The following is a 22,402-nucleotide window of genomic DNA, read 5'->3' as shown; positions in this document are numbered from 1 at the left end:
GCCGCGCTGTCCGGGAACTGTCGGCGCCGGACAGGGGGCGGACAGCGGCGCCGCGCAACGTGGGCCGCATCAGCCAGTCCGAACGAAGGAGCCTTTCGTGAACGAGATCCTGCTCGCCGTCCCCGGCATCACCTGCGGGCACTGCGTCGCCGCCATCACCGCGTCGGTCGGCCAGGTGCCCGGCGTGACCGCGGTCCACGTCGACGTCGCGGCGAAGACCGTCCGCACGATCGGCGACGCCGACCCCGCCGCCGTGCGGGCGGCGATCGACGACGCCGGCTACGAGACGGCGTGAGGCCGGCATGCTCCCCCAGCTGGACACCGTGATCGTCGGCGGCGGCCAGGCCGGCCTCGCCCTCGCCTATTACCTGCGCCGCGCCGGGCAGGACTTCGTCGTCCTCGACGCGCATCCCCGCGTCGGCGACGCCTGGCGGCGGCGCTGGGACTCGCTGGCGCTGTTCACGCCGAACCGGTACAACGGCCTGCCCGGCCGGGCGTTCCCCGGCGACCCCGACGCGCACCCGACCAAGGACCAGGTCGCCGACTACCTGGAGGACTACGCGGCCCGGTTCGGCCTGCCGGTCCGCCTCGACAGCCCGGTGACGTCGGTGCGGCCCGGCCCCGGCGGCGGGTTCGTCGTCGAGACCCCGCACCGGCGCTACGACGCCCGGCAGGTGGTCGTGGCCGCCGGGGCGTTCCACACGCCGAGCGTGCCCGGCTTCGCCGCCCGGCTGGCGCCCTCCGTGGTGCAGCTGCACAGCAGCCGGTACCGCAACCCGGGCCAGGTGCCCGGCGGCGACGTGGCCGTGGTGGGCGCGGGCAACACCGGGGTGCAGATCGCCGGGGAGCTCGCCGCCGACGGCCGCCGGGTGGCGCTGTCCGCGGCCTCGCTCGGGCCGGCGCTGCCCCAGCGCTGGCTCGGCCGGGACATCTTCTGGTGGTTCGACCGGCTCGGCACCATGCGCCTCGGCCCCGACGGCCCGCTCGGCCGCCGCATCCGGGAACGCAATCCCATCATCGGTACCGACGTGCGCCGGCTGCTGGGCGACGTCGAACGCCTCGATCGCGTCGTCGGCGCCGCCGGGCGGGACCTGGTGCTCGCCGGCGGGGCGACCCGGCGGGTCGACGCCGTGGTCTGGGCGACCGGGTTCCGGCCGCACTACCCGTGGCTGGAGGTTCCGGTCCTGGACCCGTCCGGCGCGCCGGTGCACCGCCACGGCGTGACCGCCTGGCCCGGCCTGTACTTCCTCGGCCTGCCGTGGCAGCGCACCCGCGGCTCGGCGGTGCTCGGCTGGGTCGGCCGCGACGCGGCGGTGCTCGCCCGGCGGATCCTGGCCGATGCGCCGGCCCGCTCCGACGCATCGGCCCAGGTCGGCGCGCCCGCAGGCCGGTAGCATGGTGGGCCGGCCCGGAGGAGGACGTGGACTTTGGCGAACAGCGAGCCCGACACCGGCGCTGAGGTGCAGTTTCGCCTGCTCGGGCCGGCCGAGGTCCAGGTCGCGGGCCGGCCGCCGGCCGCGCTCGCCCCCTCCGTGCGGCCCCTGCTGGCCCGGCTGGTGCTCGCCGCCGGCCGCGTCGTCTCGGCCGACACCCTCACCGACGCGCTGTGGGGCGAGGAGCTGCCGGTCGACGCGGCCAACGCCCTGCAGACCCGGGTCTCCAAGCTGCGCCGGGCGCTCGGCCCGGCCGGCGACCGGCTCGTCACCCGCGCGCCCGGGTACCTGCTCGCGGTGCCGCCCGAGGCCGTCGACATCCACCGGTTCGAGCGGGCCGTGGCCGGGGCCCGGGCGGCCCGCGACGCCGGGGACCCGGCCGGCGCGCTGCGCGGCTACGACGAGGCGCTGGGCTGGTGGCGCGGCCCGGCGCTGGCCGACGCCGGCGACGCGGAGTGGGCCGAGCGGGAGCGGCACCGCCTGGAGGAGCTGCGGCTGGGCGCCGTCGAGGACCGGCTGGAGCTGCTCGTGGAGGCCGGCCGGCCCGCCGAGGCGGTCGCCGACCTGGAGCGGCTCGTGGCCGAGCACCCGCTGCGCGAGCGGCTCTCGCGCCTGCTCATGCTCGCGCTGTACCGCGGGGGCCGGCAGGCCGACGCGCTGGCCGTGCACCGGACGGTCCGCCGCCGCCTGGCCGACGAGCTCGGCATCGATCCGTCGCCGGAGCTGCAGACCCTGGCCGAGGCGATCCTGCGCCAGCAGGTGCCGGGCGGGCCGGCGGCGCCCGAGCCCGTGTCCCGTGCGACCGGCGCGGCCGCCCCGGGCCCTGCCGGGCTGCCGGCCCGGCTCACCTCGCTCGTCGGCCGCGACGACGACCTCGCCATGGTGCTCGACCAGCTGCGGGCGGCCCGGGTCGTCACGCTCGTCGGCCCCGGTGGCGTCGGCAAGACCACCCTCGCGCTGGAGGCGGCCCGCCACGCCGACCCCGGCGAGGCCGTCCGGTTCGTCCGCCTCGCCGCGGTGCCGGCCGGGGCGGACGTCGCCGAGGCCGTCGCCGTGCAGCTCGGCGTGCCGGCCGCCGAAGCCGTCGCCGGGCACCTGGCCGGCGCCCGCACCCTGCTGGTCCTCGACAACTGCGAGCACGTCGTCGACGGCGCGGCCACGCTCGTCGAGCGGCTCGTCCAGGCCGGCCCGGGGCTGCGCGTCCTGGCGACCAGCCGGGAGGCGCTCGCCGTGGCCGGCGAGGTCCAGGTCGCCGTCGCGCCCCTGCCGGTGCCGGAGGCGGTCCGGCTCTTCGTCGACCGGGCCCGGGCCGTGCGCCCCGGGTTCGCGCTCGACGACGACAACGCGCCCGCCGTCGAGGCCGTCTGCCGGCAGCTCGACGGCATCCCCCTCGCCGTCGAGCTGGCCGCGGCCCGGGTCAAGGCGCTGCCGCCGGCCGAGATCGCCGCCCGCCTGCACGACCGGTTCGCGCTGCTGACCGGCGGGCCGCGCACCGCCGAGGCCCGGCACCGCACGCTGCGGGCCGTGCTCGACTGGAGCCATGAGCTGCTGCCGCCGGCCGAGCGGACGCTGCTGCGCCGCCTGGCGGTGTTCCGCGGCGGCTGGGACCTGTCCGCGGCCGAGGACGTCGGCGGCTTCGGCGACCTCGCGCCCGGCGACGTCCTCGACCTGCTGCTGCGCCTGGTCGACCGCTCCCTCGTCGTGCCCGACCCGGACACCGGGCGGTTCCGGCTGCTGGCCACCGTCCTCGAGTACGCCGCCGCGAGGCTCGCCGACGCCGGCGAGACCGGCGCCTGCCGCGACCGCCACCTCGAGCACTACACCCGGCTCGGCGAGCGGCTCGGGCCGCTCATCCGCTCGACCGGCGGGGCGTGGCCGCGGATGCGCGAGGACGCCGACAACCTGCGCGCCGCCGTCGACCGCGCGCTCGAGCTCGCACCCGCCGAGCTCGGACCGGGGCTGCGGCTGGCCGGCGCGCTCATGCGGTACTGGAACTACGGCGTGCGCCACGAGGGCGTCCGGGCCGTCACCGTCCTGCTCGGCGCCGGCGACGTCCCGCCGGCCGCCCGCGCCGGGCTGTTGCAGGGCCTCGGCCTGCTCGGCGTCTACTACCCGACCCCCGAGTCGCGGGCGGCGGCCCGGGCGAGCCTCGCCCTCTTCGAGCAGCTCGGGGACGCCGGCAATGCCGCGATCTCCCGGCTCGTCGTGGCCTGGGAGGGCGTGTACGGCGGCGACGCGGGGCAGTACCGGGAGCTGATCCAGCGCAGCCGTGGCGAGCTCGGCGGCGCGGAGGACGACTACTGGCTGGCCACCGCCGAGTATCTCGAAGCCCTGCTCGACCTGCGCACCGGCGACTTCGCCGTGGCCGTGCGGCGGTGGCGGCAGGCCGAGACGATGTTCCGCGACCTCGGCGACGCGATGATGGCCGAGGCGTCGCTGGCCCACCTCGGCGTCGCGCTGCACGGCGCAGGCCGGACCGCCGAGGCCCTCGACACGCTGCGCGCCTCGGCCGACGAGTGCCGCCGCCTCCACGCGCCTCACGGGCTCGCGTTCGCCCTGATCCACCTCGCCCACGCCCGCCTCGACGCCGGCGACGACACGGTCACCGCGCTGCTCGCCGAGGCCGACGCCGTCGCCCGGCAGGTCCACAACCCGCGCTGCCAGGCGTGGGCGGCCTGGGGCCGGGCCCGCATCGCCCTCGGCCACGGCGACGCCGTCACCGCCGACCGGGAGTGCCGCCGGGCGCTGCGGCTGCTCGACGACCGCGAGTTCCCGTGGGCCCTGGACAAGCTGCGGGCCTTCGCCGCCGAGGCCGAGGCCGCTCAGTAGCCTCCGCGCCGCACCGCGGCGGCGATCACGGCCGCGTCCACGCTGCCGCGCACCACGAGCAGGCCGCGGCCGGCCCGCACCTCCAGCGCCACGACGCCGGGCACGTCGCCGACCCGCGCGCTGATCCGGCGCACGCACCGCCGGCAGATCGGCCCGCCGATCGACAAGGTCGTCACGCCCCCCGCGCCGCGGCCGTCATCCGTTGTCATGCCGCCCAGCCTCCACCGGGCCGCTGTCCGGCCGCTGTCCGCGCGCTGCCCGCCCCGGCCGGGCCGCCGGCGGCGACCGGACAGCGCGGCCACGCACGCTCCCCATGACAGAAGCCCACCGATCCAAGGAGCACCGGACATGGCCGCAGAGGCGCACGACCTCGTCAAGATCTACGGCAGGGGGGACACCGCCGTACGCGCCCTCGACGGCGCGAGCGTCACCATCCCCACCGGCACCTTCACCGCCGTCATGGGCCCCTCCGGGTCCGGCAAGTCGACGCTCATGCACGCCCTCGCCGGCCTCGACACCGTCGACTCCGGCCGGGTGGTGCTCGGCGACACCGACCTCACCGCGCTCGACGAGCGGCGCCGCACCCTGCTGCGCCGCGAGCGGCTCGGCTTCGTCTTCCAGAGCTTCAACCTCATCCCGTCCCTGACCGCGGCCGAGAACATCGCCCTGCCGCTCACCCTCGCCGGCCGCCCCGTCGACCAGGACTGGTACGAGGAGCTGGTCGCCACCCTCGGGCTGGCCGGCCGGCTGCACCACCGCCCGGCCGAGCTGTCCGGCGGCCAGCAGCAGCGGGTCGCCGTCGCGCGCGCCCTCATCGCCCGGCCGGAGATCGTCTTCGCCGACGAGCCGACCGGCAACCTGGACTCCCGCAGCGGCGAGGCCCTCCTGGAGTTCCTGCGCCACGCCGCCCGCGACCTCGGCCAGACGATCGTGATGGTCACCCACGACCCCCGCGCCGCCGCGTACGCCGACCGCGTCGTCTTCCTGGCCGACGGGCGCGTCACCGCCGAGCTCGACGACCCCACGGCCGACGCCGTCCTGGCCCAGATGGCGCGCCTCGACGCGCCCGCCCGGATCGGCGGGTGACCGCCATGTGGCGCCTGACCATCCGCAACGCCGTGGCCCGGCCGGCCCGGCTCGTGCTGACCCTGCTCGCCGTCGCGCTCGGCATCACCTTCGTCACCGGCACCCTCATCCTCACCGACACCTCCAGCACGCTGCTGGACGATCAGTTCCGCACCGCCGCCGCGGGCACCGACCTCACCGTCCGCCGCGCCACCGCGTTCGACGACGCGATGGGCGTCGAGGTCCAGCGCGACCCGCTGCCGGCCGCGACGCTGGAGCGGGTCCGCGCGGTGGCCGGCGTCGCCGACGCCCAGCCGGTCGCCCGCGGCCAGGGGCTCCTCGTCGTCGGCGGGCGGCCCGTGGTGCCGTCCGGCCCGTCGCTGCTGCAGTCGTGGACGACGGCGCCGTTCAACGCCTTCGCCGTGCGGGACGGCCGCGCGCCCGCCGCCGACGGGGAAGTGGTCCTCGACGCCGCCACGGCCCGGCAGTACCACATCCAGCTCGGCGACGCCGTGACCGTCCAGGCCGCCGAGAACGCGCCGCTGCGCGTGGTCGGGCTCGCCTGGTTCGGCGACCGGCCCGGCCTGCCCGACGCCACCGTGGCCCTGGTCACCCTGCCGGCCGCGCAGCGGCTGCTGCACCTCGGCGACGGCGCCTCCGAGATCGCCGTGTCGGTCGCCGACGGCGCCACCGCGCAGGAGGTGCAGCGGCGGCTGTCCGAGCGGCTCGGCGCCGACCACGAGGTCGTCACCGGCCGGGACGTGGCCGCGTCGAGCGCGGCGGCGGCCAAGACCCAGGTCGGCTACCTGCGGGCCATGCTGCTCGCGCTCGCCGGGGCCGCGCTGCTCGTCGGCGGGTTCCTGATCGCCAACACCTTCGCCATCGTCGTCAGCCAGCGCACCCGCGAGCTGGCGGTCCTGCGCGCCGCCGGGGCCACCGGCCGGCAGGTCCTCGCCTCGGTGCTCGGCGAGGCCGTCCTCGTCGGCGTGGCCGCCTCGGCCGCCGGGATCGGGCTCGGCGTCGCCGCCGCGGCCGGGCTGCGGGCGCTGGCCGCCCGGTTCGGGGTACCGCTGCCGGACGGCTCCCTCGTCCTGCTTCCCCGCACCGTCGCGATCGCGGCCGCCATCGGCGTGCTGGTCACCGTCATCGCCGCATGGGCGCCGGCCCGCCGGGCGGCCCGGGTGGCGCCGGTGGAGGCGATGCGCGAGTCCGCCACCGGTGCGGCGACGGGCCGGGCCCGCCGGCTGACCGGCCTGCTCGTCACCGTCGCCGGCGCCGCCGCCCTCGTGCTCGTGCTGGCCGGCGGGGGCTCGCTGCCGCTGCTCGGCGCCGGCGGGCTGGTCGCCGTCGCCGGGCTCGCGCTGCTCGGCCCCGCGCTCGCCCCGGCCCTGGCCCGCACGGTCGGGCGCCCGCTCGACCTGGCCGGCGTCCCCGGCCGGCTGGCCCGCCGTACCGCGGCCAGTGCGCCCCGGCGTACCGCCGCGACCGCCCTGGCCCTCGCCCTCGGCCTGGGGCTGATCAGCTTCATGACGGTGCTCGGCACGTCGGTCAAGGACGCGATCCGGCAGTCGTACGGCGAGACGATCACCGCCGACTACGTCATCGAGAGCAGCCGCAACGAGATGCTCGGCGGCCTGCCGCCCACCGTCCACGCCGGCGTCGCCGGGCTGCCCGAGGTCGCGGTGGCCTCCCGGCTGCGGTACGGCCATTGGAAGGACGACCGCGGGATGACCGGCGCGCTGACGGCGGTCGACCCGGCCACGCTGCCCCGGGTGGCCTCGCTGCACATGGTCGCCGGGCGCCTCGACGCGCTCGCCGCCGACGGGATCGTCCTGGCCGAGCGGGCCGCCCGCGACCGCCACGTCGCCGTCGGCGACGAGCTGGCGATGACGTTCGCCCGTACCGGCGCGCAACGCCTCCGCGTCGTGGGGCTCCTGCGCGACGCCGACGCGCAGGCCCTGGGCACCGACTACCTCATCGGCCTGGACTCGTACTCCCGGCTGTACACCGAGGACGTCGACGCCAGCGTGCTGGTCCGGACCGCCGACGGCGTCGAGGCGTCCGCCGCCCGGCGGGCCATCGAGGCGGCGCTGGCCGGCAGCCCGACCGCGCAGCTGCGCGACCAGGCCCAGGCGGTGGCCGGCCGGACCCGCAGCATCGACCAGATCCTGGCCGTCACCACCGCCCTGCTGCTGTTCACCGTCGTCATCGCGCTGCTGGGCATCACGAACACGCTCGCGCTGTCGATCGTCGAGCGGACCCGGGAGATCGGCCTGCTGCGGGCCGTCGGCACGACCCGGGCCCAGGTGCGGTGGATGATCCGGGCCGAGGCGGTGCTCGTGGCGGCGCTGGCGGTCGTGGTCGGCGTGGGGCTCGGCGTCGCCTTCGGCGCGGGGGCCGTGCGGGCCCTCGGCCGCGCCACGCCGCTGGCCGTGGAGATCCCGGCCGGCCGGCTCGCGCTGGTCGTCGCGGTCGCCACCCTGGCCGGGCTCCTCGCCGGCCTGCTGCCCGCCCGCCGGGCCGCCCGCCTGGACGTCCTGGACGCGATCAGCCGGGAATGAGGTCGCCGGTCACGCTCCTGCCCCGCCTTCCCCTGATCGCCGCCGGCCCGGACCCGCCGGGCAGGTCCGGGGAAGGCGGCGGCGGCACGCTCGCCGTCATGAGGAATCGATCTCGCGAGGGGGCCGCGGAGTTCTTCCGCGGCTACGGCGTCCTGGGACTGCCCTTCGCCTCCGGCCACGTGCTGGCCATGCGCAAGTTCGTCGTCTCGTCGTTTCGGCGGCGTCATCGCGGACCGGTCCACTGGCTGACGGAGCATATGGCCTGCAGCGGCACCCCGCGACCGCTCCGGCGTCCAGGGACATCACCTACGATCCCAAGCGTCGCTCTTCGAGGAGATCCGGGGGTACAGGCGGTGAGCGATTTCAGGCTGCCGACCCTGGTGCGCATCAGCATGATCGAGGGCGGCGCGGGGGTGGCCCGGGCCGTCGCCGACGCCGCGGGCCGCGCCGGCCGACACGCGCTCGAGTTGCACGATGGGCTCGACATCGGGGCGGACGAGATCGGCCTGCGTGTGGTGTTCATGCTGCCCGGCACGATCTGGCGGCCGCCCTTCGAGGGGCTGCGCGCGGGAGGGTGGTCGGCCCGGTTGCGCTCGGTGTTCTTCGAGGCCGCGGTCCCGCCCGGCCACTACGACCGGCGGGCGGCGCACGCCTACGTGCAGGCGACCCTGGCCTCGGCACGCGACCGGTTCCACCCGGCCCTGCACCGCAAGCGCAAGACGGGACCGACGGCCGTCGCCGACGCGATCCTGGACGGCGTGCTGGAGCGGCTCGAGGCCGAGCGGGAAACGGCCGGACGGCCCGAGTGGTAGGGCACCGATGACGGGCCGCTCTCGTCAGCAGGCTGACGATCCGCTGTGGGGGCTGTGAGGACCTGAGAACGAATCGTGATGCAACCTCCGGACCGGTTCGCTGGTCGCAACGGTATGCGCGTATTGACGGGGATCTGCTGTGTACTGCTGCTCCTTGCCGGCTGCTCCTCCAAATCCGAAAAATCCGGCACGGCCGACACGCCCACCTCGCCCAGCCCGGCCGCCGCGCCGAGCCCGACCCACGGCCTGTGCGGCGGCGACACGGAGCTCGACGACAAGCAGGTGACCTTCCCCACCAAGACCGGGGCCCACCTGGCCGCCTACGTCCTCGGCACCGGCGGCGTCACGCTCGTGCTCGCCCCGCAGGCCAGCACCACCGGCTGCTCGTGGCTGTCGTGGGCGAAGCGGCAGGCGGCGGCCGGGTACCGCGTCCTGGCCTTCGACTTCAACGGCGAGGGCCGCTCCACCAGCGCCGATACCGGCCACAACTCAGACGACGTCGCCGCGGCGGCCGCCTTCGCCCGCACCAGCGGCTCGACCAAGGTCGTGCTCATCGGCGCCTCGCGGGGCGCGACGGCGACCCTGATCGCCGCGGCGGCCCTGAAGCCGCCGGCGGTCGCGGTGATCAGCCTGTCCGGCCCCAGCGACTACGCCCGGGAGAGCGCCCTGCAGGCCGTGCCGGGGCTGACCGCGCCGGTCCTCTACGTGGCGGCGAAGGGCGACAGCGCGTTCGCATCGTCGGCGCAGGAGATGTACGACGCCACCCCCGGCCAGGACCGCAAGCTGGTCCTGGTGGAGGGCCGGCTGCACGGCACGGCCCTGCTCAGCGTCACCGCCGAGGGCGCACCGGAGGCCACCAAGGCCGTTGACGACTTCCTGCGCACCGCCGCCCCACCGGCCTAGCACCGCGGTGACTCCGCTAGCTTCACCACCATGGCGACCGAATTCATCCACGAGGCCTACATCCTGGTGCTCGACGGCCGGATCCTGGAGATCTTCCACCGGGGCAACGAGGACTCGAGGCGGGTCCACGTGGCGTTCCTGGGCGTCTCCGTGAAGCCGAAGGGCGACCGGTTCAAGGTCCAGGTCGGGCCGGCGTACGGCGACCAGGTCATGTCCGGCGCCTGGCTCACCATGGACGCGGTCGAGTACGAGCGCTTCCGCTCGTTCGTCGCACTGGCCATCGCGGCTCGCGACAGCGCCCCCAACCCCGCCTAGCGTCCCCGGCACACCGGCACCGGGGCCGACATCCTGGGCTCCTCGGCCGGGGGGACTGCGCCCAAGGGAGAAATCGCACCCGTACCGGGACATCAGTGTTAGCACGTAATGCGCGGTCACTCCGGGTGGTTGACGGTGCCCGATCCGGTCTGGAACGGGCTGGTGACGCCGGTGTAGCCGAGGTGCAGGATCATCCCGCTGGCGGCGTGCTCGAGGTTGTGGCAGTGGTCCATCCACATGCCGGGGTTGTCGGCGCGGAACGCGACCCGATACGTCTCGCCGGGGCCGACGTCGAGGGTGTCGACCCACCACGGGCTGCCGGTGGTGGTCCGGCCGTCGCGGGACAGCACCAGCATGTGGTGGCCGTGCAGATGCATCGGGTGGTGCTGGCCGCTGCGGTTGACGTAGGTGACCTCGACCAGGTCGCCGTCGGAGACCATGAGCATCGGCACGTCCGGGAACGTGGCGTCGTTCAGCGTGTACCGCACCGCCGGGCGGCCGTCGTAGAAGCCGAGCCGCTCGTCGAGCCGCAGCGTGAACCGCCGGTCGAAGTGGCTGTCCGCCCCGAACGCGGTCGCGGCCGGCGTGCCGTAGCGGGCCGGATCGAGCACCGGCGGCGCGGCGGCGGAGTCCGGGCCGGCGTCGCCGTGCGGGCTGTAGACGATGGCCGGCCCGTCCGCGCGCAGCGTGACCGGCTGGTCGGGCATGGTGAAGACGAGGTCGTAGCGGGCGCCGCCGCCGACGAGGATCCGTGCCCCGGGCAGTACGCCCGGTTCGTGCACGTCGGTGCCGTCGATCGCCGCGACGCGCACCGGGGCGCCGGTCAGGGTGAACGTGGCGGGGTCGCCGTCGGTGTTGACCAGCCGCAGGCGCACCTGCCGCCCGGGCGGCACCGCCCGCCGCTGCACGCCGGAGGCCAGGCCGAGCGTCGCCACCCCGTCCTCGTTGCCCCAGATGTGCCGCAGCACCGTTTCGTCGACCGTGTCGTCGTCGCGCACCGGCGCGTCCCGTGGCAGCACGACGAGGGCGCCGAACAGGCCGCGGCGGACCTGGACCGAGGACATCTCGTGCGAGTGGTACCAGTACGTGCCCGCCTGCACCGCCCGGAACCGGTACACGAAGCTGGCCCCCGGCGCGACGGCGTCCTGGGTCACCCCGGCCACGCCGTCCATCGCGTTGGGCACGTCCACGCCGTGCCAGTGCAGGGTCACACCGACCCCGGGCAGCCGGTTGACCAGCGTCACCTCGACCAGATCGCCCTGCCGGACCAGCAGCTGCGGGCCGGGCGTGACGCCGTTGAACGTCCACGCCGCCACCTGTTCACCGGAGTCCAGCCGTACCGTGGCCTCCTGCGCGGTCAACGTGAACCGGTCCACCGCCGCGTCCCCGGCGGCCGCGGTGTCCGTGCCGGTCAGCTCGGTCACGCTGCGCCCGCCGAGGTGCTGATGCTCTGCCGCGCCGCCGCCGGTGTCCACGGCGCCGCCCGTCATGCCGCTGCGCGCCGGCAGGACGCTGGCTGCGGAAACGCCCGCCGTCACCGCGAGGACCAGCGCCACACCGATCGCGGCGCGTGCTGCCGCGGGCCGCCATCCGGCTTGCCCGGCTCCCGGACGGCGCGGGAGCTTCCGGAATGCCCAGCCCAGTGCCGACGCCCCGAGGACGGCCAAGCCGGTGGCAACGGCGGCGCTCGTCCCGGCCAGCTCCGCCATCGCCGCGACGAGCACGACACCGACCGCACCGGCCAGCGCGGCCACGCGGGCCTGGCCGCTGCGGTACCGCACCGGAAGCTCGTCCGACGGCCCCCCGGCCGGGCGCAGCCACACCAGGTACACCGTCGCCGCCACCACCAGCGCCGGCGCCACGAACACCAGGCGGGGCCCGGCGAACTCCCACCCCCAGGGCAGCATCAGCGCACCGGCGGCCAGCCGCAGCGCGGCCCCGCCGAGCAGCAGGGCGAACGACACCACGGCCGCGCGCGACGGCCCCGCCGCCGAGGCCTTCGGGCCCGTCCCGGCCCACCACACCGCCACGGCCGCGGGGAGCTGCAGCAACGCGATCACCATGTCGGTGTAGTGGACCCACATATACACGCCATCGCCTCCACCCGCACCCTCGGTGCGTCCGTGCTCACGTCCCGCGCACCATACCCGGCGAATGCTGTGCGCTTTCTCAGCTGGAGCGCTGTGCGATGCGGCGGGGCAGCACGATCATGAATACGACGTACAGCGCGACCAGCAGCAGCGGCCCAGGCCCGATGGCGAAGAACGAGCCGAGCAGCCACACCACGGGCCAGAGGCCGAGCAGCCACTTCGGCAACAGGCCGGTGCGCCACGACCCGGCCGCGAGCAGCGCGAGCGCGATGAACGTGAGGAACGAGCAGAGCACGTACGTGGGGCCCCAGCGCAGCTCGGCGCCGGCGAGGACCGACGCGGCGCACTGGACGGCGAGCTCGGCGCAGGCGACGGCGTAGAGCCAGGTGCCGATCGCGCCGAGCGCTCCGTCGCGGCCGTGTTGCAGCTTGTGTACCGCGAACGCGTGCACGATGCCGACCAGGGCCATCGGCACGCCGGCGGCGGTGTACCAGTAGTCGGCGGCGTACTTGAACTCGCCGCCGTCGACCGTGGTCCAGAACGTGCTGACGATCGCGAACCCGACCAGCGCGACGATGCCGATGCTGAGCGCGACCCGGACGACGCGCACCAGCCTCGCGTCGGTGGTGCCGGTGTCGATCGCGGTTGCGGTGGTTGCCATGGTTGGTTGTCCTTCCCGGTTCGATGACTGCCGGTAAGGACGCTAGGAAAGGCGGGCGCCCGGATCGTCGGCCCAGCGAGCGAACGCCCGTCCTCCGGCCGGGGTCCTTCGCGAGGAGGACGACCCCGGGTAGGGGTCCTTCTAGGCTGACCTGCGTGGATCGTGGTTCGAGGGTCGACGCGGTCGTCGCGGCCGGCTTCGCGCTGGCCGGCGTCGTGGAGGCGGCCGTCGTCGGTCACACCGGGCCTGGGCACCTGCTCCTGAACGTGGTAGGCGTGCTGCTGCTCGTGGTGCTCGCCGTGCGCCGGCGGCGGCCGGTGCTCGCGATCGCCGGCGTCGCCGTCGCGGGCGTGCTGGTGGCCGTCGTGCCGCGGCTCGTGTGGCCGCCGACCGGCGCCGAGCTGACGGTGCCGATGGTCGCGTTCATGGTGGCGTCGTACTCCCTCGGCGCGCACGCGCGCAGCCGGGCGGTGTTGTGGCTCGGCGTCCTGCTCCCGCTGGGAGTCGTGCTCGCGGTCGACCTCACGGCGATGATGCGCGGGTGGCGGCTGCTCAACGGGGTCCTGTTCGTCACGCTGTTCCTGGGGCTCGTCCCGATGCTCGTCGGCCGGGCGGTGCGGGCGCGGCAACAGCGGCTGTCGATGCTGCGCGAGCAGCGGGAGCGGATCGAGCGCGAGCAACGCGCCAACGCGCGGTCGGCGGTGCTGGCCGAGCGGCTGTACACGTCGGAACGGCTGCGCCCGACGCTGCTGGAAGGCATGCGCGCGCTCTCCGACGACGCCGAGGCCGGCACGGACCCGGGAGCGGTCGAAGAGGCCGCCCGGGAGCTGCTCGCCCGCACCCGCGAGGAGGTGGTCGCGCTGACCGCGCCGGCCGGCGCGGCCGTCAGTGTCGTGCCCGCCGTTGCCGACCACGTGCCCGCGCTGCGCGCCGCCGCCCAGCCCTGGGTGATCCTGGCGGCGGGCGCGTTCGCGGCCGGTCTCGCCACCGAGTCGGTCGGCGTGCTGGCCGTCCCCGCGGCCGGGTGGGTCGCCGTGCTCGCGAGCGTCGCGGTCGGCCTGCCGCTGGTCGCAGCCTGGCGCGTGCCGGTGACCTCGGCCGCGTTGGCGTGGCTCGCCGCCGCGGCGTACTCGCACCTCGGCGCGCCCCTCGGTGGCACCCTGTCGGAGGCCGCGCTCGTGTTCGCCACGTCGTTCGGGGTCGCCGTGTTGTCGCGGCGCCGGATGGCGGTGGTGGGTCTCGTCGTGTGCTGGGCCGGCCACGCCGCCACGGCGGCCAACCCCGAGATTCTCGGTGACGAGGCGGCGATCCTGGTGTTCTGGCTCGGCGGGCTCGCGGTCAACGAGGTGACCCGGCTGGTCGAGCAGACCCGGGCGAACAACGAGCTCCTCGCCGGGGAGGAGGAGTCGGCGGCCCGCCGGGCGGTCGTCGGCGAGCGCGTACGCATGGCCCGCGAGCTCCACGACGTGATCGGGCACAGCCTCACGGTCGTCGCGCTGCAGGCGGGGGCCGCGCGACGGCTGTCGGCCACGGACCCGGCACGGGTGCCCGGCGTGATGCGGACCATCGCCGCCGCCGCGCGCGAGGGCGTGGCCGCGCTGGAGCCCGCCGACGCCGGGCCGGAGCTCTCGGCGATCATCGACCGGACGCGCGCCACGGGCCTCCCGGTGGACGCGGACGTCGCCGAGGTGACCGCCCTGGGGCCGCAGCAGCGGGCCGTGGTGCTCCGTGTGATCCAGGAGGCGCTGACCAACGTCCTGCGGCACGGGCCCGGCTCACGGGCCACGGTCGTGGTGCGCCGGGACGAGGAGCAGCTGCGGGTGCGGGTCACGAACTCGGCACCGACCCGGCCGGGCAGCGGCCCCGTGATGGGTCGCGGGCTGGCCGGCATCCGGGAGCGGGTCGCCGCGGCCGGCGGCCAGGTGACCTGGGGGCCGCGCGACGGCGGAGGCTTCGAGCTGCGGGCCGTGCTGCCGCTGCCCGCGCCGGCGGATCTGGAGGTCCAGGCATGATCAGCGTCGTCATCGCCGACGACCAGCCGCTCGTGCGCGGCGGGCTCCGGATGATCCTGGAAGGCGAGGCCGACATCTCGGTGGTGGCGGAGGCGGCCGACGGTGACGAGGCGGTCGCCCTCGTCCTGGCCCACCGGCCGGACGTGCTGCTCCTCGACGTGCAGATGCCGGGAGTCGACGGCATCGCCGCGATGCGGCAGATCGCCACGCACGACGTGCCGACGCGCGTGCTGATGCTGACGACGTTCGATCTCGACGAGTACGTCTATCACGCGATGCGCGCCGGAGCCTCGGGGTTCCTGCTGAAGGACATGCCGGGAGAGGACATCGTCTCCGCCGTGCGCCAGGCCGCCCGCGGCGCCGACTCCCTGCTCGCCCCGTCCGTGACCAGGCGCCTCGTCGAGCGGTTCGCCGCGGCGCCGCCGAAGCCGAGCGCCGCCGGGCTCGGCCGGCTCACGGCCCGCGAGCTCGACGTGCTGCGCCTCGTCGGGCGCGGGATGTCCAACGCCGAGATCGCCCGTGAGCTCTTCATCGGCGAGACGACGGTGAAGACGCACGTGGCGCGGGTGCTGATGAAGCTGGGCCTGCGCGACCGCGTGCACGCGGCGATCGCCGCGCATCAGGCCGGCCTGACCTGACCGGCGGGTGCCCCGGCGGGGGATCCGCCGGGGCACCATCCGTTACCGCAGTACCCGGCTCATCGCGCGGGGGTCAGGTGCGCGGCCTCGATGGTCTCGCGCAGGCGCTGCTCCGCCTCCATGCTCAGCGAACTGCGCAGCAGCTGGCCACCGAACTGGTACGGCGCCATCTCCGCCATGACCTTGTCGACGGTGACCTGGTCGATGAGCAGGAACAGCGCCGCGTGACCGGGCTGCAGCGCCGTGCCGACGTCCTTCATGAACTTGTCGTCGACTCCGACGTCGGTGGCCTTTCCGGCGATCGCACCGGTGGCCGCGCCGACCGCCATGCCGAGGAACGGTGCGAAGAAGAGCAGCCCGATGAGGCCGCCCCACATGGCCCCACCGGCCGCACCGACGCCGGTTGCGCTTGCTGCCTGATGCAGCCGGACCTTGCCGTCAGCTCCGGCCTCCACCACGGCGGCATCACGTACGGTGATGAGTCCCTGCCGCTGCAGCTCGATGATCTTCTCCCGAGCGGCGTTCGCGGTGGTCGTGTCGCGGTATCCGATGGCAATCAGATCGCTCATGATGCGTCCTCTCAGATCGCGGTTGGCGTGTCCGCCCGACTGCAACGGTCGGCATTTCGCCGCCGGACCGCTTCGCCCGGCGGGAGTGACGATCGTCGTGCCGGCCATTCCGCCCGGGCTCCCGCCGTTTCATCCTGTGCGAAGGATGGCGCTGCGCGGCGCGCGGTCCGAGGCTGAGAAACAGGGTGACGGACACGATTTTCCCCGGGAGGCCCAAGTGGATGCGTATCCGGCCATTGAGAATCACGGCCTGATCGGCGACCTGCAGACCGCCGCCCTGGTGACCAACGACGGCACCGTCGACTGGTTCTGCGCGCCGCGCTTCGATTCCCCGAGCATCTTCGCCGCGCTGCTCGACCGCCGCAAAGGCGGCTACTGCCAAATCGTTCCGGACGGCACCAGCTACGTCAGCAAGCAGCTGTACCTTCCCGGCACGACGATGCTCATCACGAGGTTCCTCAGCGCGGACGGCGTGGGCGAGCTCATCGACTTCATGCCGATCGCCGGTGGCACCGCCACCGACGTCCACCGGCTGGTCCGGATGATCCGGGTGGTCCGCGGCCACATGCGCTTCCGGGTCGAGTGCCAGCCGCGGTTCAACTACGCGCGGGACGGCCACGAGCTCGAGATCACCCCGGACGGTGCCGCGTTCCGCAGTGCCGGCGCCACGCTGAACGTCAGCGCGGTGCGCCGCAACGGGTCACTCGTCCACCCGGAGGACATCCGGCGGGACGACAACGGACTGCACCTGACCGCCACGCTGTCCACCGGTGATGTGGGCGGCTTCGTCCTGGAAACGCAGCCCGACGGCCCGCCCCGCGCGCTGCACGTCGAGCAGATCCTCGCGATGTTCCAGCAGACCAGGGACTTCTGGCGCGGCTGGATCGGCCGGTCCCGGTACACGGGCCGGTGGCGGGAGATGGTGGAGCGCGCCGCGATGACGCTCAAGCTCATGACCTACGCCCCGACGGGGGCGCTCGTCGCGGCGCCGACCGCCGGGCTTCCCGAGCAGATCGGCGGCGAGCGCAACTGGGACTACCGCTACACCTGGGTCCGCGACGGCTCCTTCTCCGTCTACGCGCTGCTGGGGCTCGGGTTCACCGATGAGGCCGAGGCGTTCCTGCGCTGGCTCAACGACCGGGTGCAGTACGCGAGCGAGAACTCCGCCCCATTGCAGATCATGTACCGCATCGACGGCTCGCCGGACCTCGACGAGGAGGTCCTCGAGCATCTGGAGGGGTACAACCGGTCCTTCCCGGTGCGGGTCGGCAACGGCGCCGCGGGCCAGCTCCAGCTCGACATCTACGGCGAGGCGCTGGACTCGCTGCACCTCGCCGACTCGCACGCGCTGCAGATATCGCACCGGGCCTGGCAGCACGTCGCGCGCGTGGTCGACTGGCTCTGCGAGAACTGGGACCAGCCCGACGACGGCATCTGGGAGACCCGTGGCGGGCGGCAGGACTTCACCTACGGGCGGCTGATGTCCTGGGTCGCGTTCGACCGGGCGATCCGGATCGCCCAGCGCCGGGCCCGGCCGGCCGACACCGCGCGCTGGACCAACATGCGCGACATGGTCTACCGGCAGGTCATCCAGCGCGCCTTCCACCCCAAGCGCGAGGCGTTCGTGCAGCACTACGACTCCGAGGTGCTGGACGCCTCGCTGCTGTACATGCCGCTCGTCGGCTTCATCGCGCCGACCGACCCGATGTGGCACAGCACGCTGTGCGCCATCGACGAGGAGCTCGTGGCCGACAGCCTGCTCTACCGCTACGACCCGATGGCGTCCCCGGACGGGCTGCGCGGATCCGAGGGCACCTTCACGATGTGCAGCTTCTGGTACGTCGACGCGCTGGCCCGCGCCGGGCGACTCGACGACGCGCGGCTCACCTTCGAGAAGATGCTGACGTACAGCAACAATCTCGGCCTGTACGCCGAGGAGATCGCGCCCACCGGTGAACAGATCGGCAACTTCCCGCAGGCGTTCAGCCATCTCGCGCTCATCAGCGCCGCGATGAACCTCGACTACCAGCTCGACCACGGCGCCGGCTGGGTCGAGCCGGTGCTCCGCCACGGCATGGCGACCTCGGGCCGCTGACCTCACCGGCCATTGCGGCCGGGCGACCGTCCCGGCCCACGCTCGCCAGTTGCAGCACCGCTTCCGCTCACCCCGCACGGGGGATGAGCGGTGACGGTTGGAGGCCGACGCTGTAGATGTCGGGCTAGCCCTTGGAGGTGTCGCACCCATGACTACCGCTTCCGGACATCCCTCGACCGCCGGGACGCTGCACGGCCCGGTGGAGGTGCCCTTCTGGCAGTTGGTGGCCGCCGGGGTCATCACGGTGCTGTTCGGCGTCGCCGTGCTGGTCTGGCCGGCGGCGACGCTGCGCCTGCTCGGCGTGCTCGCCGGCATCTGGCTGGTGGTGATGGGCGTGGCGCGCGTCGCCGGCGTCTTCAGGAGCGGCCACGGCGCGACCATGCAGCACCTCGTCGACGGCGCCTTCGGGCTGGTGCTGCTCGTGCTGGGCGTCGCGTGCCTGCGCTCGACCGGGACCGCGGTCGTGGCCCTGTCGGTGCTGATCGGCATGGCCTGGCTGGTGAGCGGCTTCGCCGAGCTGCTGCTGGGCATGACGGCCCATGGGCGGCCGCGGACGTGGCTGCTGACGATGGGCTCGGTGTCGATCGCGGTCGGCATCGTGTTCTTCGCCTGGCCGGGGATCTCGCTGACATCCCTGATCCTGCTGACCGGGATCACCGCGCTCGTGCTCGGCGCGGTCGAGGTGGGCGTGGCCCTGCAAGCACGCCGAGCGGTCACCGCGCACTAGGAGGACAACGTTGGCCCCGCCGCCCACGAGCGGCGGGGCTACTCCTGTTCGAGCGCGCTGCGCAACCGGGTCAGCTCGTCACGCGCCCGGCGGTCCAGGGTCGGGAACTGCGGGTCGAGCTCCATGAGCGCGTGGACGATGGCGGCGGCCGCGGCGATGCGGGCGAACCACTTGTGGTCGGCCGGGATGACGTACCACGGCGCCCACTCCGTGCTCGTGTTCGAGAGCATGTCGCCGTACGCGCGCTGGTAGTCGTCCCAGAACTGCCGCTCCCGCAGGTCGGCCGCCGAGAACTTCCAGTTCTTCTCCGGCCGGTCGATGCGCTGCAGCAGCCGCTTGCGCTGCTCGTCCTTGGAGACGTTGAGGAACAGCTTGACGATCCGGAAGCCGTTCTCGCTCAGGTGCCGCTCGAACTCGTTGATGGTGTGGAACCGGTGGTCCCAGACGTCGCGCATCCGCACCGACGGCGGCAGCTTCTGCTTGTCCAGCAGCTCCGGGTGGACGCGGACGACGAGCACCTCCTCGTAGTGGGAGCGGTTGAAGATGGCGATCTCGCCGCGGGCGGGCAGCCGCCAGCCGTACCGCCACAGGTAGTCGTGGTCGAGCTCCTCCGCCGACGGGACCTTGAAGCTGTGCACCCGCACGCCCTGCGGGTTGACGCCACTCATGACGTGGCGGATGGTGCCATCCTTGCCGGCGGCGTCGAGGGCCTGCAGCACGACCAGGAGCCCCCGGCGGTGCTCGGCGGCGAGCCGCGCCTGGTACTCGGCGAGCATCGCCACGCCGCGCTGCAGCAGCTCGGTGCCCGCGCCCTTGTTGACCAGGTCCCCGGTGTCCCCGGGGTCGAAGTCCCGCGGCAGCCGGACCTTCGTGCCCGGCCGGACACGCAGCGGCGCGATCAGCTCGGCGATGCGGTCACGCGGTGCGCCCGGGGCGTCGCCGCCATGGCGGCCGTCACGCGGTTTGCTCGGCACGGCGCTCGCCTCCCCTGCGCAGGATGGCCTTGCGCACCTCGGTGACCACGATCACGGACAGGGCGGCGCCGATGCAGATCAGCCACTGCACCACGCTGAGGCCCACGGTGTGCAGGAACCGCTGCAGCAGCCCCCACTCGGTGGCCAGCACGATGGCGGCGACGGACATGCCGCTCGTGACCAGGAAGCGGTGGTCGTCGAAGGTGTCCAGGCTGAACACCGAGCGGGTCTCGCTGCGCACCGTGACCGACAGGAACAGATTGAGCAGCGCGAAGGTCGTGAAGCCCATCGTGCGGGCCACGCCGATGCCGTACCACGCGTCCGCCCACTGGATGACCGCCAGCGTGACGACGCCCAGCACCACGCCGACGAACGCCAGCCACAGCAGCGTGCGGCGGGGCAGCAGCGGCTCGTCGGCCCGCCGGGGCGGGCGGTCCATGATGTCGGGCTCCGGGCGGCCGTAGCCGAGGCCGATCGCCTGGAACACCTGGGTCGTGAAGTTCACCCAGAGGGTCTGCAGCGGCACGAAGGGCACGCCGGAGGCGATGTTGAAGATGCTGGCGCCGAGGAACGTGGCGATGAAGCCGATGAGGACGCCCATCTGGAAGAAGACGTACCGCTTGAGGTTGTCGTAGAGCGCGCGGCCGATCTCGACGGCTTTGACGATGGTCGCGAAGTCGTCGTCGGTGAGGATCATCGCGGCGGCTTCCTTCGAGACCTCGGTGCCGGTGATGCCCATCGCGATGCCGATGTCGGCGCGCTTGAGGGCGGGCGCGTCGTTGACGCCGTCGCCGGTCATCGCGACGATGTGCCCCTTGCGTCGCAGCACCTCGACGAGGCGTACCTTGTGCTCCGGGGTCACCCGGGCGATGACCCCGATGTCGTCGATCTCGCGGATCAGCTGCTCGTCGCTCATCGCGGCGAACTCGGCCCCGCTGATGGCCCGGCCGTCGATGCCGAGCTGTTGTGCGATGGCCGCCGCGGTGACGGCGTGGTCGCCGGTGATCATGCGGACCCGCATGCCGGCCGCCTTCGCCGTGGCGATCGCGGCCTGCGCCTGCGGCCGCGGCGGGTCGACGATGCCGACGAGGGCGAGCAGGGTGAGCCCGTCGAGGGCGGCGAGCAGGTCCGCCTGCGGGTCGAACGTCGCCGGGGCGAAGTCCTTGCGGGCGGTGGCCATGACCCGGAGTCCCTGCGCGGCGAGCCGGTCGTTCTCGGCCAGGTAGCGTGCGCGGAGCTCGTCGTCCAGCGGGGTCGGGGTCAGGCCGGGCGAGATCACCGCCGCCGCGCGGGCGAGCAGCTGGTCCGGGGCGCCCTTGACGAAGCAGCGCACGACCTCGGTGCCCGACTCGTCGGTCATCCGATGGAACGTGGCCATCAGCTTGTAGGCGGCGTCGAAGGGCACCTCCGCGACGCGCGGGTACCGCTGCCGCGTCGACGCCACGTCGAGGTGGCCCTTCTCGGCGAGCACGACCAGCGCGCCCTCGGTGGGATCGCCGATCAGCCGGCCGTCGCTCACCACGGCGTCGCCGGCCAGCGCCATCGGCAGCAGGAACGGCTCAAGGGGGACGTCCGGCTGGCCCGCGGCGTGCCGGATGTCGCCGTCGGTGCGGTACCCGCTGCCCGACACCACGTACCGCCGGCCCGGGATGGTCAGCTCGACCGCGGTCATCTGGTTCAGCGTCAACGTCCCCGTCTTGTCGGAGTTGACGGCCGAGGTCGACCCGAGCGTCTCGGTCGACCGCAGCCGTTTGACGATCGCGTTCGACCGGGCGAGCAGCTGGGTGCCCAGCGACAGGATCGTCGTCACGACCGCCGGCAGGCCGGTGGGGACGGCCGAGATCGCGAAGGCGACCGCGGCCAGGAACACGACGTTGAACGCGTTGCCGCGCGCCAGGTTGAGCGCGATCGACAGCGCCAGCGCGACGCCGGCGACGACGAGGATCTGGTTCGTCAGCCGGGACAGCTGCCGCGTCAGCGGCGTCTCGGTGTCCTGCTCCGCCTGCAGCATCCCGGATATGTGCCCGACCTCGGTCGCCATCCCGGTGGCGGTGACCAGGAGCTCGCCGGTGCCCCGGGTGACGTTGGTGTTCATGTACGCCATGTCGACCCGGTCGCCGAGCGCCGCGTCGGCGCCGGCCACCGTGCCGGCGTCCTTGGCCGCCGGGACGCTCTCGCCGGTGAGCGCCGACTCGTCGACCTCCAGCCCGGCGGACCTGACCAGGCGACCGTCGGCCGGGACCAGATCGCCGGCCTCGATCTGCACGACGTCGCCCGGCACCAGCTCCTCCGCGGCCAGCTCGGTCAGCTGCCCGTCGCGGCGCACCCGCGCCTTGACGATCATCATCTTCTGCAGCGCGCTGACGGCGGCCGCGGCCTTGCCCTCCTGGCGCAGCCCGAGGACCGCGTTGAAGAGCGTCAGCACCAGCAGCAGGATGCCCGTGCCGTACTGCTTGAGCGGGTACAGGCTGGCGATCCCGGCACACAGCAGCACGATCTGCATCGGGTCCGCGTACTGCCGCAGGAACGCCCGCCACCACGGCTCCTTGCGCGACTCGACCAGCCGATTGGGGCCGTACGCGGCGCGTCGCGCCGTCACCTCGGCGGCCGGCAGGCCGGCGAGCGGTTCGACGTGCTCCACGGCGAGTGCGTCGCGGACCGACAGCGCGTGGAAGGGCGGGGATTCGGCCTCCGTGGCCGCCGACGTGGCCATGAGCT

The 22,402-nt window shown here is 74.3% G+C and carries 18 protein-coding genes; 12 read left to right on the top strand and 6 right to left on the bottom strand.

The window, feature by feature from the left end; all coding sequences use genetic code 11:
* The first annotated feature begins 97 nt into the window (after positions 1-97).
* From ABD352_RS12115 to ABD352_RS12105, 3 genes are read left to right on the top strand one after another with little or no spacing between them, the layout of a single operon-like run.
* Positions 98-295 carry a heavy-metal-associated domain-containing protein gene (locus ABD352_RS12115; RefSeq protein WP_344612392.1) on the top strand — a complete coding sequence of 66 codons (198 nt, stop codon included), beginning with the start codon at positions 98-100 and terminating at the stop codon, positions 293-295.
* A 7-nt stretch (positions 296-302) separates the two neighbouring features.
* A complete protein-coding gene (locus tag ABD352_RS12110) occupies positions 303-1,394 on the top strand; it encodes a flavin-containing monooxygenase (protein ID WP_344612391.1) in 1,092 nt (363 codons plus the stop codon).
* A 33-nt stretch (positions 1,395-1,427) separates the two neighbouring features.
* A complete protein-coding gene (locus ABD352_RS12105) occupies positions 1,428-4,262 on the top strand; it encodes an AfsR/SARP family transcriptional regulator (RefSeq protein ID WP_344612390.1) in 2,835 nt (944 codons plus the stop codon).
* Here ABD352_RS12105 and ABD352_RS12100 read toward each other — a convergent pair.
* Positions 4,256-4,471: a cation transporter gene (locus tag ABD352_RS12100; protein WP_344612389.1), complete on the bottom strand. Its 216-nt coding sequence runs from the start codon at positions 4,469-4,471 to the stop codon at positions 4,256-4,258. The two genes, ABD352_RS12105 and ABD352_RS12100, sit on opposite strands and share 7 nt — an antisense overlap.
* A gap of 139 nt (positions 4,472-4,610) precedes the next feature.
* Here ABD352_RS12100 and ABD352_RS12095 point away from each other — a divergent pair, with 139 nt between their 5' ends.
* From ABD352_RS12095 to ABD352_RS12075, 5 genes are all read left to right on the top strand, one after another.
* Positions 4,611-5,348, top strand: coding sequence for an ABC transporter ATP-binding protein (locus tag ABD352_RS12095; protein ID WP_344612388.1), 738 nt, complete (start codon positions 4,611-4,613; stop codon positions 5,346-5,348).
* 5 nt (positions 5,349-5,353) lie between these two features.
* Positions 5,354-7,888 (top strand): FtsX-like permease family protein, encoded by a 2,535-nt coding sequence (locus ABD352_RS12090; protein ID WP_344612407.1) that lies wholly within the window; start codon positions 5,354-5,356, stop codon positions 7,886-7,888.
* A gap of 353 nt (positions 7,889-8,241) precedes the next feature.
* Positions 8,242-8,700, top strand: coding sequence for a hypothetical protein (locus tag ABD352_RS12085; protein WP_344612387.1), 459 nt, complete (start codon positions 8,242-8,244; stop codon positions 8,698-8,700).
* A gap of 114 nt (positions 8,701-8,814) precedes the next feature.
* On the top strand, positions 8,815-9,603 hold the full coding sequence (locus ABD352_RS12080) for an alpha/beta hydrolase family protein (RefSeq protein ID WP_344612386.1): 789 nt from the start codon (positions 8,815-8,817) through the stop codon (positions 9,601-9,603).
* Positions 9,604-9,633: 30 nt separating this feature from the next.
* Positions 9,634-9,918, top strand: coding sequence for a hypothetical protein (locus ABD352_RS12075; protein WP_344612385.1), 285 nt, complete (start codon positions 9,634-9,636; stop codon positions 9,916-9,918).
* A gap of 116 nt (positions 9,919-10,034) precedes the next feature.
* Here ABD352_RS12075 and ABD352_RS12070 read toward each other — a convergent pair whose 3' ends face one another.
* Both ABD352_RS12070 and ABD352_RS12065 read right to left on the bottom strand, forming a co-directional pair.
* Complete coding sequence (locus ABD352_RS12070; protein WP_344612406.1) at positions 10,035-12,002, bottom strand: multicopper oxidase family protein; 1,968 nt, start codon at positions 12,000-12,002, stop codon at positions 10,035-10,037.
* A gap of 85 nt (positions 12,003-12,087) precedes the next feature.
* Positions 12,088-12,669 (bottom strand): hypothetical protein, encoded by a 582-nt coding sequence (locus ABD352_RS12065; protein WP_344612384.1) that lies wholly within the window; start codon positions 12,667-12,669, stop codon positions 12,088-12,090.
* A gap of 155 nt (positions 12,670-12,824) precedes the next feature.
* Here ABD352_RS12065 and ABD352_RS12060 point away from each other — a divergent pair, with 155 nt between their 5' ends.
* Positions 12,825-14,681, top strand: coding sequence for a sensor histidine kinase (locus ABD352_RS12060; RefSeq protein WP_344612383.1), 1,857 nt, complete (start codon positions 12,825-12,827; stop codon positions 14,679-14,681).
* Positions 14,678-15,319: a response regulator gene (locus ABD352_RS12055; protein ID WP_344612382.1), complete on the top strand. Its 642-nt coding sequence runs from the start codon at positions 14,678-14,680 to the stop codon at positions 15,317-15,319. Before ABD352_RS12060 ends, ABD352_RS12055 begins: the two co-directional genes overlap by 4 nt.
* A gap of 59 nt (positions 15,320-15,378) precedes the next feature.
* On the opposite strand, the gene ABD352_RS12050 is transcribed toward ABD352_RS12055, so the two are convergent.
* Positions 15,379-15,996 carry a DUF1269 domain-containing protein gene (locus tag ABD352_RS12050; RefSeq protein WP_344612381.1) on the bottom strand — a complete coding sequence of 206 codons (618 nt, stop codon included), beginning with the start codon at positions 15,994-15,996 and terminating at the stop codon, positions 15,379-15,381.
* 109 nt (positions 15,997-16,105) lie between these two features.
* Between ABD352_RS12050 and ABD352_RS12045 the strand changes: the two genes are divergently transcribed.
* Together ABD352_RS12045 and ABD352_RS12040 are read left to right on the top strand one after the other, a co-directional pair.
* The gene (locus ABD352_RS12045) at positions 16,106-17,983 is read left to right on the top strand and encodes a glycoside hydrolase family 15 protein (RefSeq protein ID WP_344612380.1); all 1,878 of its coding nucleotides are present in this window, start codon (positions 16,106-16,108) and stop codon (positions 17,981-17,983) included.
* Positions 17,984-18,131: 148 nt separating this feature from the next.
* A complete protein-coding gene (locus ABD352_RS12040) occupies positions 18,132-18,710 on the top strand; it encodes an HdeD family acid-resistance protein (protein ID WP_344612379.1) in 579 nt (192 codons plus the stop codon).
* Positions 18,711-18,748: 38 nt separating this feature from the next.
* Here ABD352_RS12040 and ABD352_RS12035 read toward each other — a convergent pair whose 3' ends face one another.
* Positions 18,749-19,684 carry a polyphosphate kinase 2 family protein gene (locus tag ABD352_RS12035; protein ID WP_344612378.1) on the bottom strand — a complete coding sequence of 312 codons (936 nt, stop codon included), beginning with the start codon at positions 19,682-19,684 and terminating at the stop codon, positions 18,749-18,751.
* Positions 19,665-22,397: a cation-translocating P-type ATPase gene (locus tag ABD352_RS12030; protein ID WP_344612377.1), complete on the bottom strand. Its 2,733-nt coding sequence runs from the start codon at positions 22,395-22,397 to the stop codon at positions 19,665-19,667. The genes ABD352_RS12035 and ABD352_RS12030 overlap by 20 nt, the downstream gene beginning before the upstream one ends.
* Positions 22,398-22,402: the final 5 nt, after the last annotated feature.

It is taken from the genome of Dactylosporangium salmoneum (assembly GCF_039532525.1).
In the GTDB taxonomy this organism is placed as follows: domain Bacteria; phylum Actinomycetota; class Actinomycetes; order Mycobacteriales; family Micromonosporaceae; genus Dactylosporangium; species Dactylosporangium salmoneum.
This window is presented reverse-complemented; position numbering and strand designations above follow the sequence as displayed.

Bases quoted from the DNA above. Each gene is read 5' to 3' on its own strand.
- ABD352_RS12110 (WP_344612391.1), top strand. From the start codon at position 303: ATGCTCCCCCAGCTGGACACCGTGATCGTCGGCGGCGGCCAGGCCGGC.
- ABD352_RS12100 (WP_344612389.1), bottom strand. From the start codon at position 4,471: ATGACAACGGATGACGGCCGCGGCGCGGGGGGCGTGACGACCTTGTCG.
- ABD352_RS12095 (WP_344612388.1), top strand. From the start codon at position 4,611: ATGGCCGCAGAGGCGCACGACCTCGTCAAGATCTACGGCAGGGGGGAC.
- ABD352_RS12090 (WP_344612407.1), top strand. From the start codon at position 5,354: ATGTGGCGCCTGACCATCCGCAACGCCGTGGCCCGGCCGGCCCGGCTC.
- ABD352_RS12080 (WP_344612386.1), top strand. From the start codon at position 8,815: ATGCGCGTATTGACGGGGATCTGCTGTGTACTGCTGCTCCTTGCCGGC.
- ABD352_RS12075 (WP_344612385.1), top strand. From the start codon at position 9,634: ATGGCGACCGAATTCATCCACGAGGCCTACATCCTGGTGCTCGACGGC.
- ABD352_RS12070 (WP_344612406.1), bottom strand. From the start codon at position 12,002: ATGTGGGTCCACTACACCGACATGGTGATCGCGTTGCTGCAGCTCCCC.
- ABD352_RS12065 (WP_344612384.1), bottom strand. From the start codon at position 12,669: ATGGCAACCACCGCAACCGCGATCGACACCGGCACCACCGACGCGAGG.
- ABD352_RS12055 (WP_344612382.1), top strand. From the start codon at position 14,678: ATGATCAGCGTCGTCATCGCCGACGACCAGCCGCTCGTGCGCGGCGGG.
- ABD352_RS12050 (WP_344612381.1), bottom strand. From the start codon at position 15,996: ATGGCCGGCACGACGATCGTCACTCCCGCCGGGCGAAGCGGTCCGGCG.
- ABD352_RS12040 (WP_344612379.1), top strand. From the start codon at position 18,132: ATGACTACCGCTTCCGGACATCCCTCGACCGCCGGGACGCTGCACGGC.
- ABD352_RS12030 (WP_344612377.1), bottom strand. From the start codon at position 22,397: ATGGCCACGTCGGCGGCCACGGAGGCCGAATCCCCGCCCTTCCACGCG.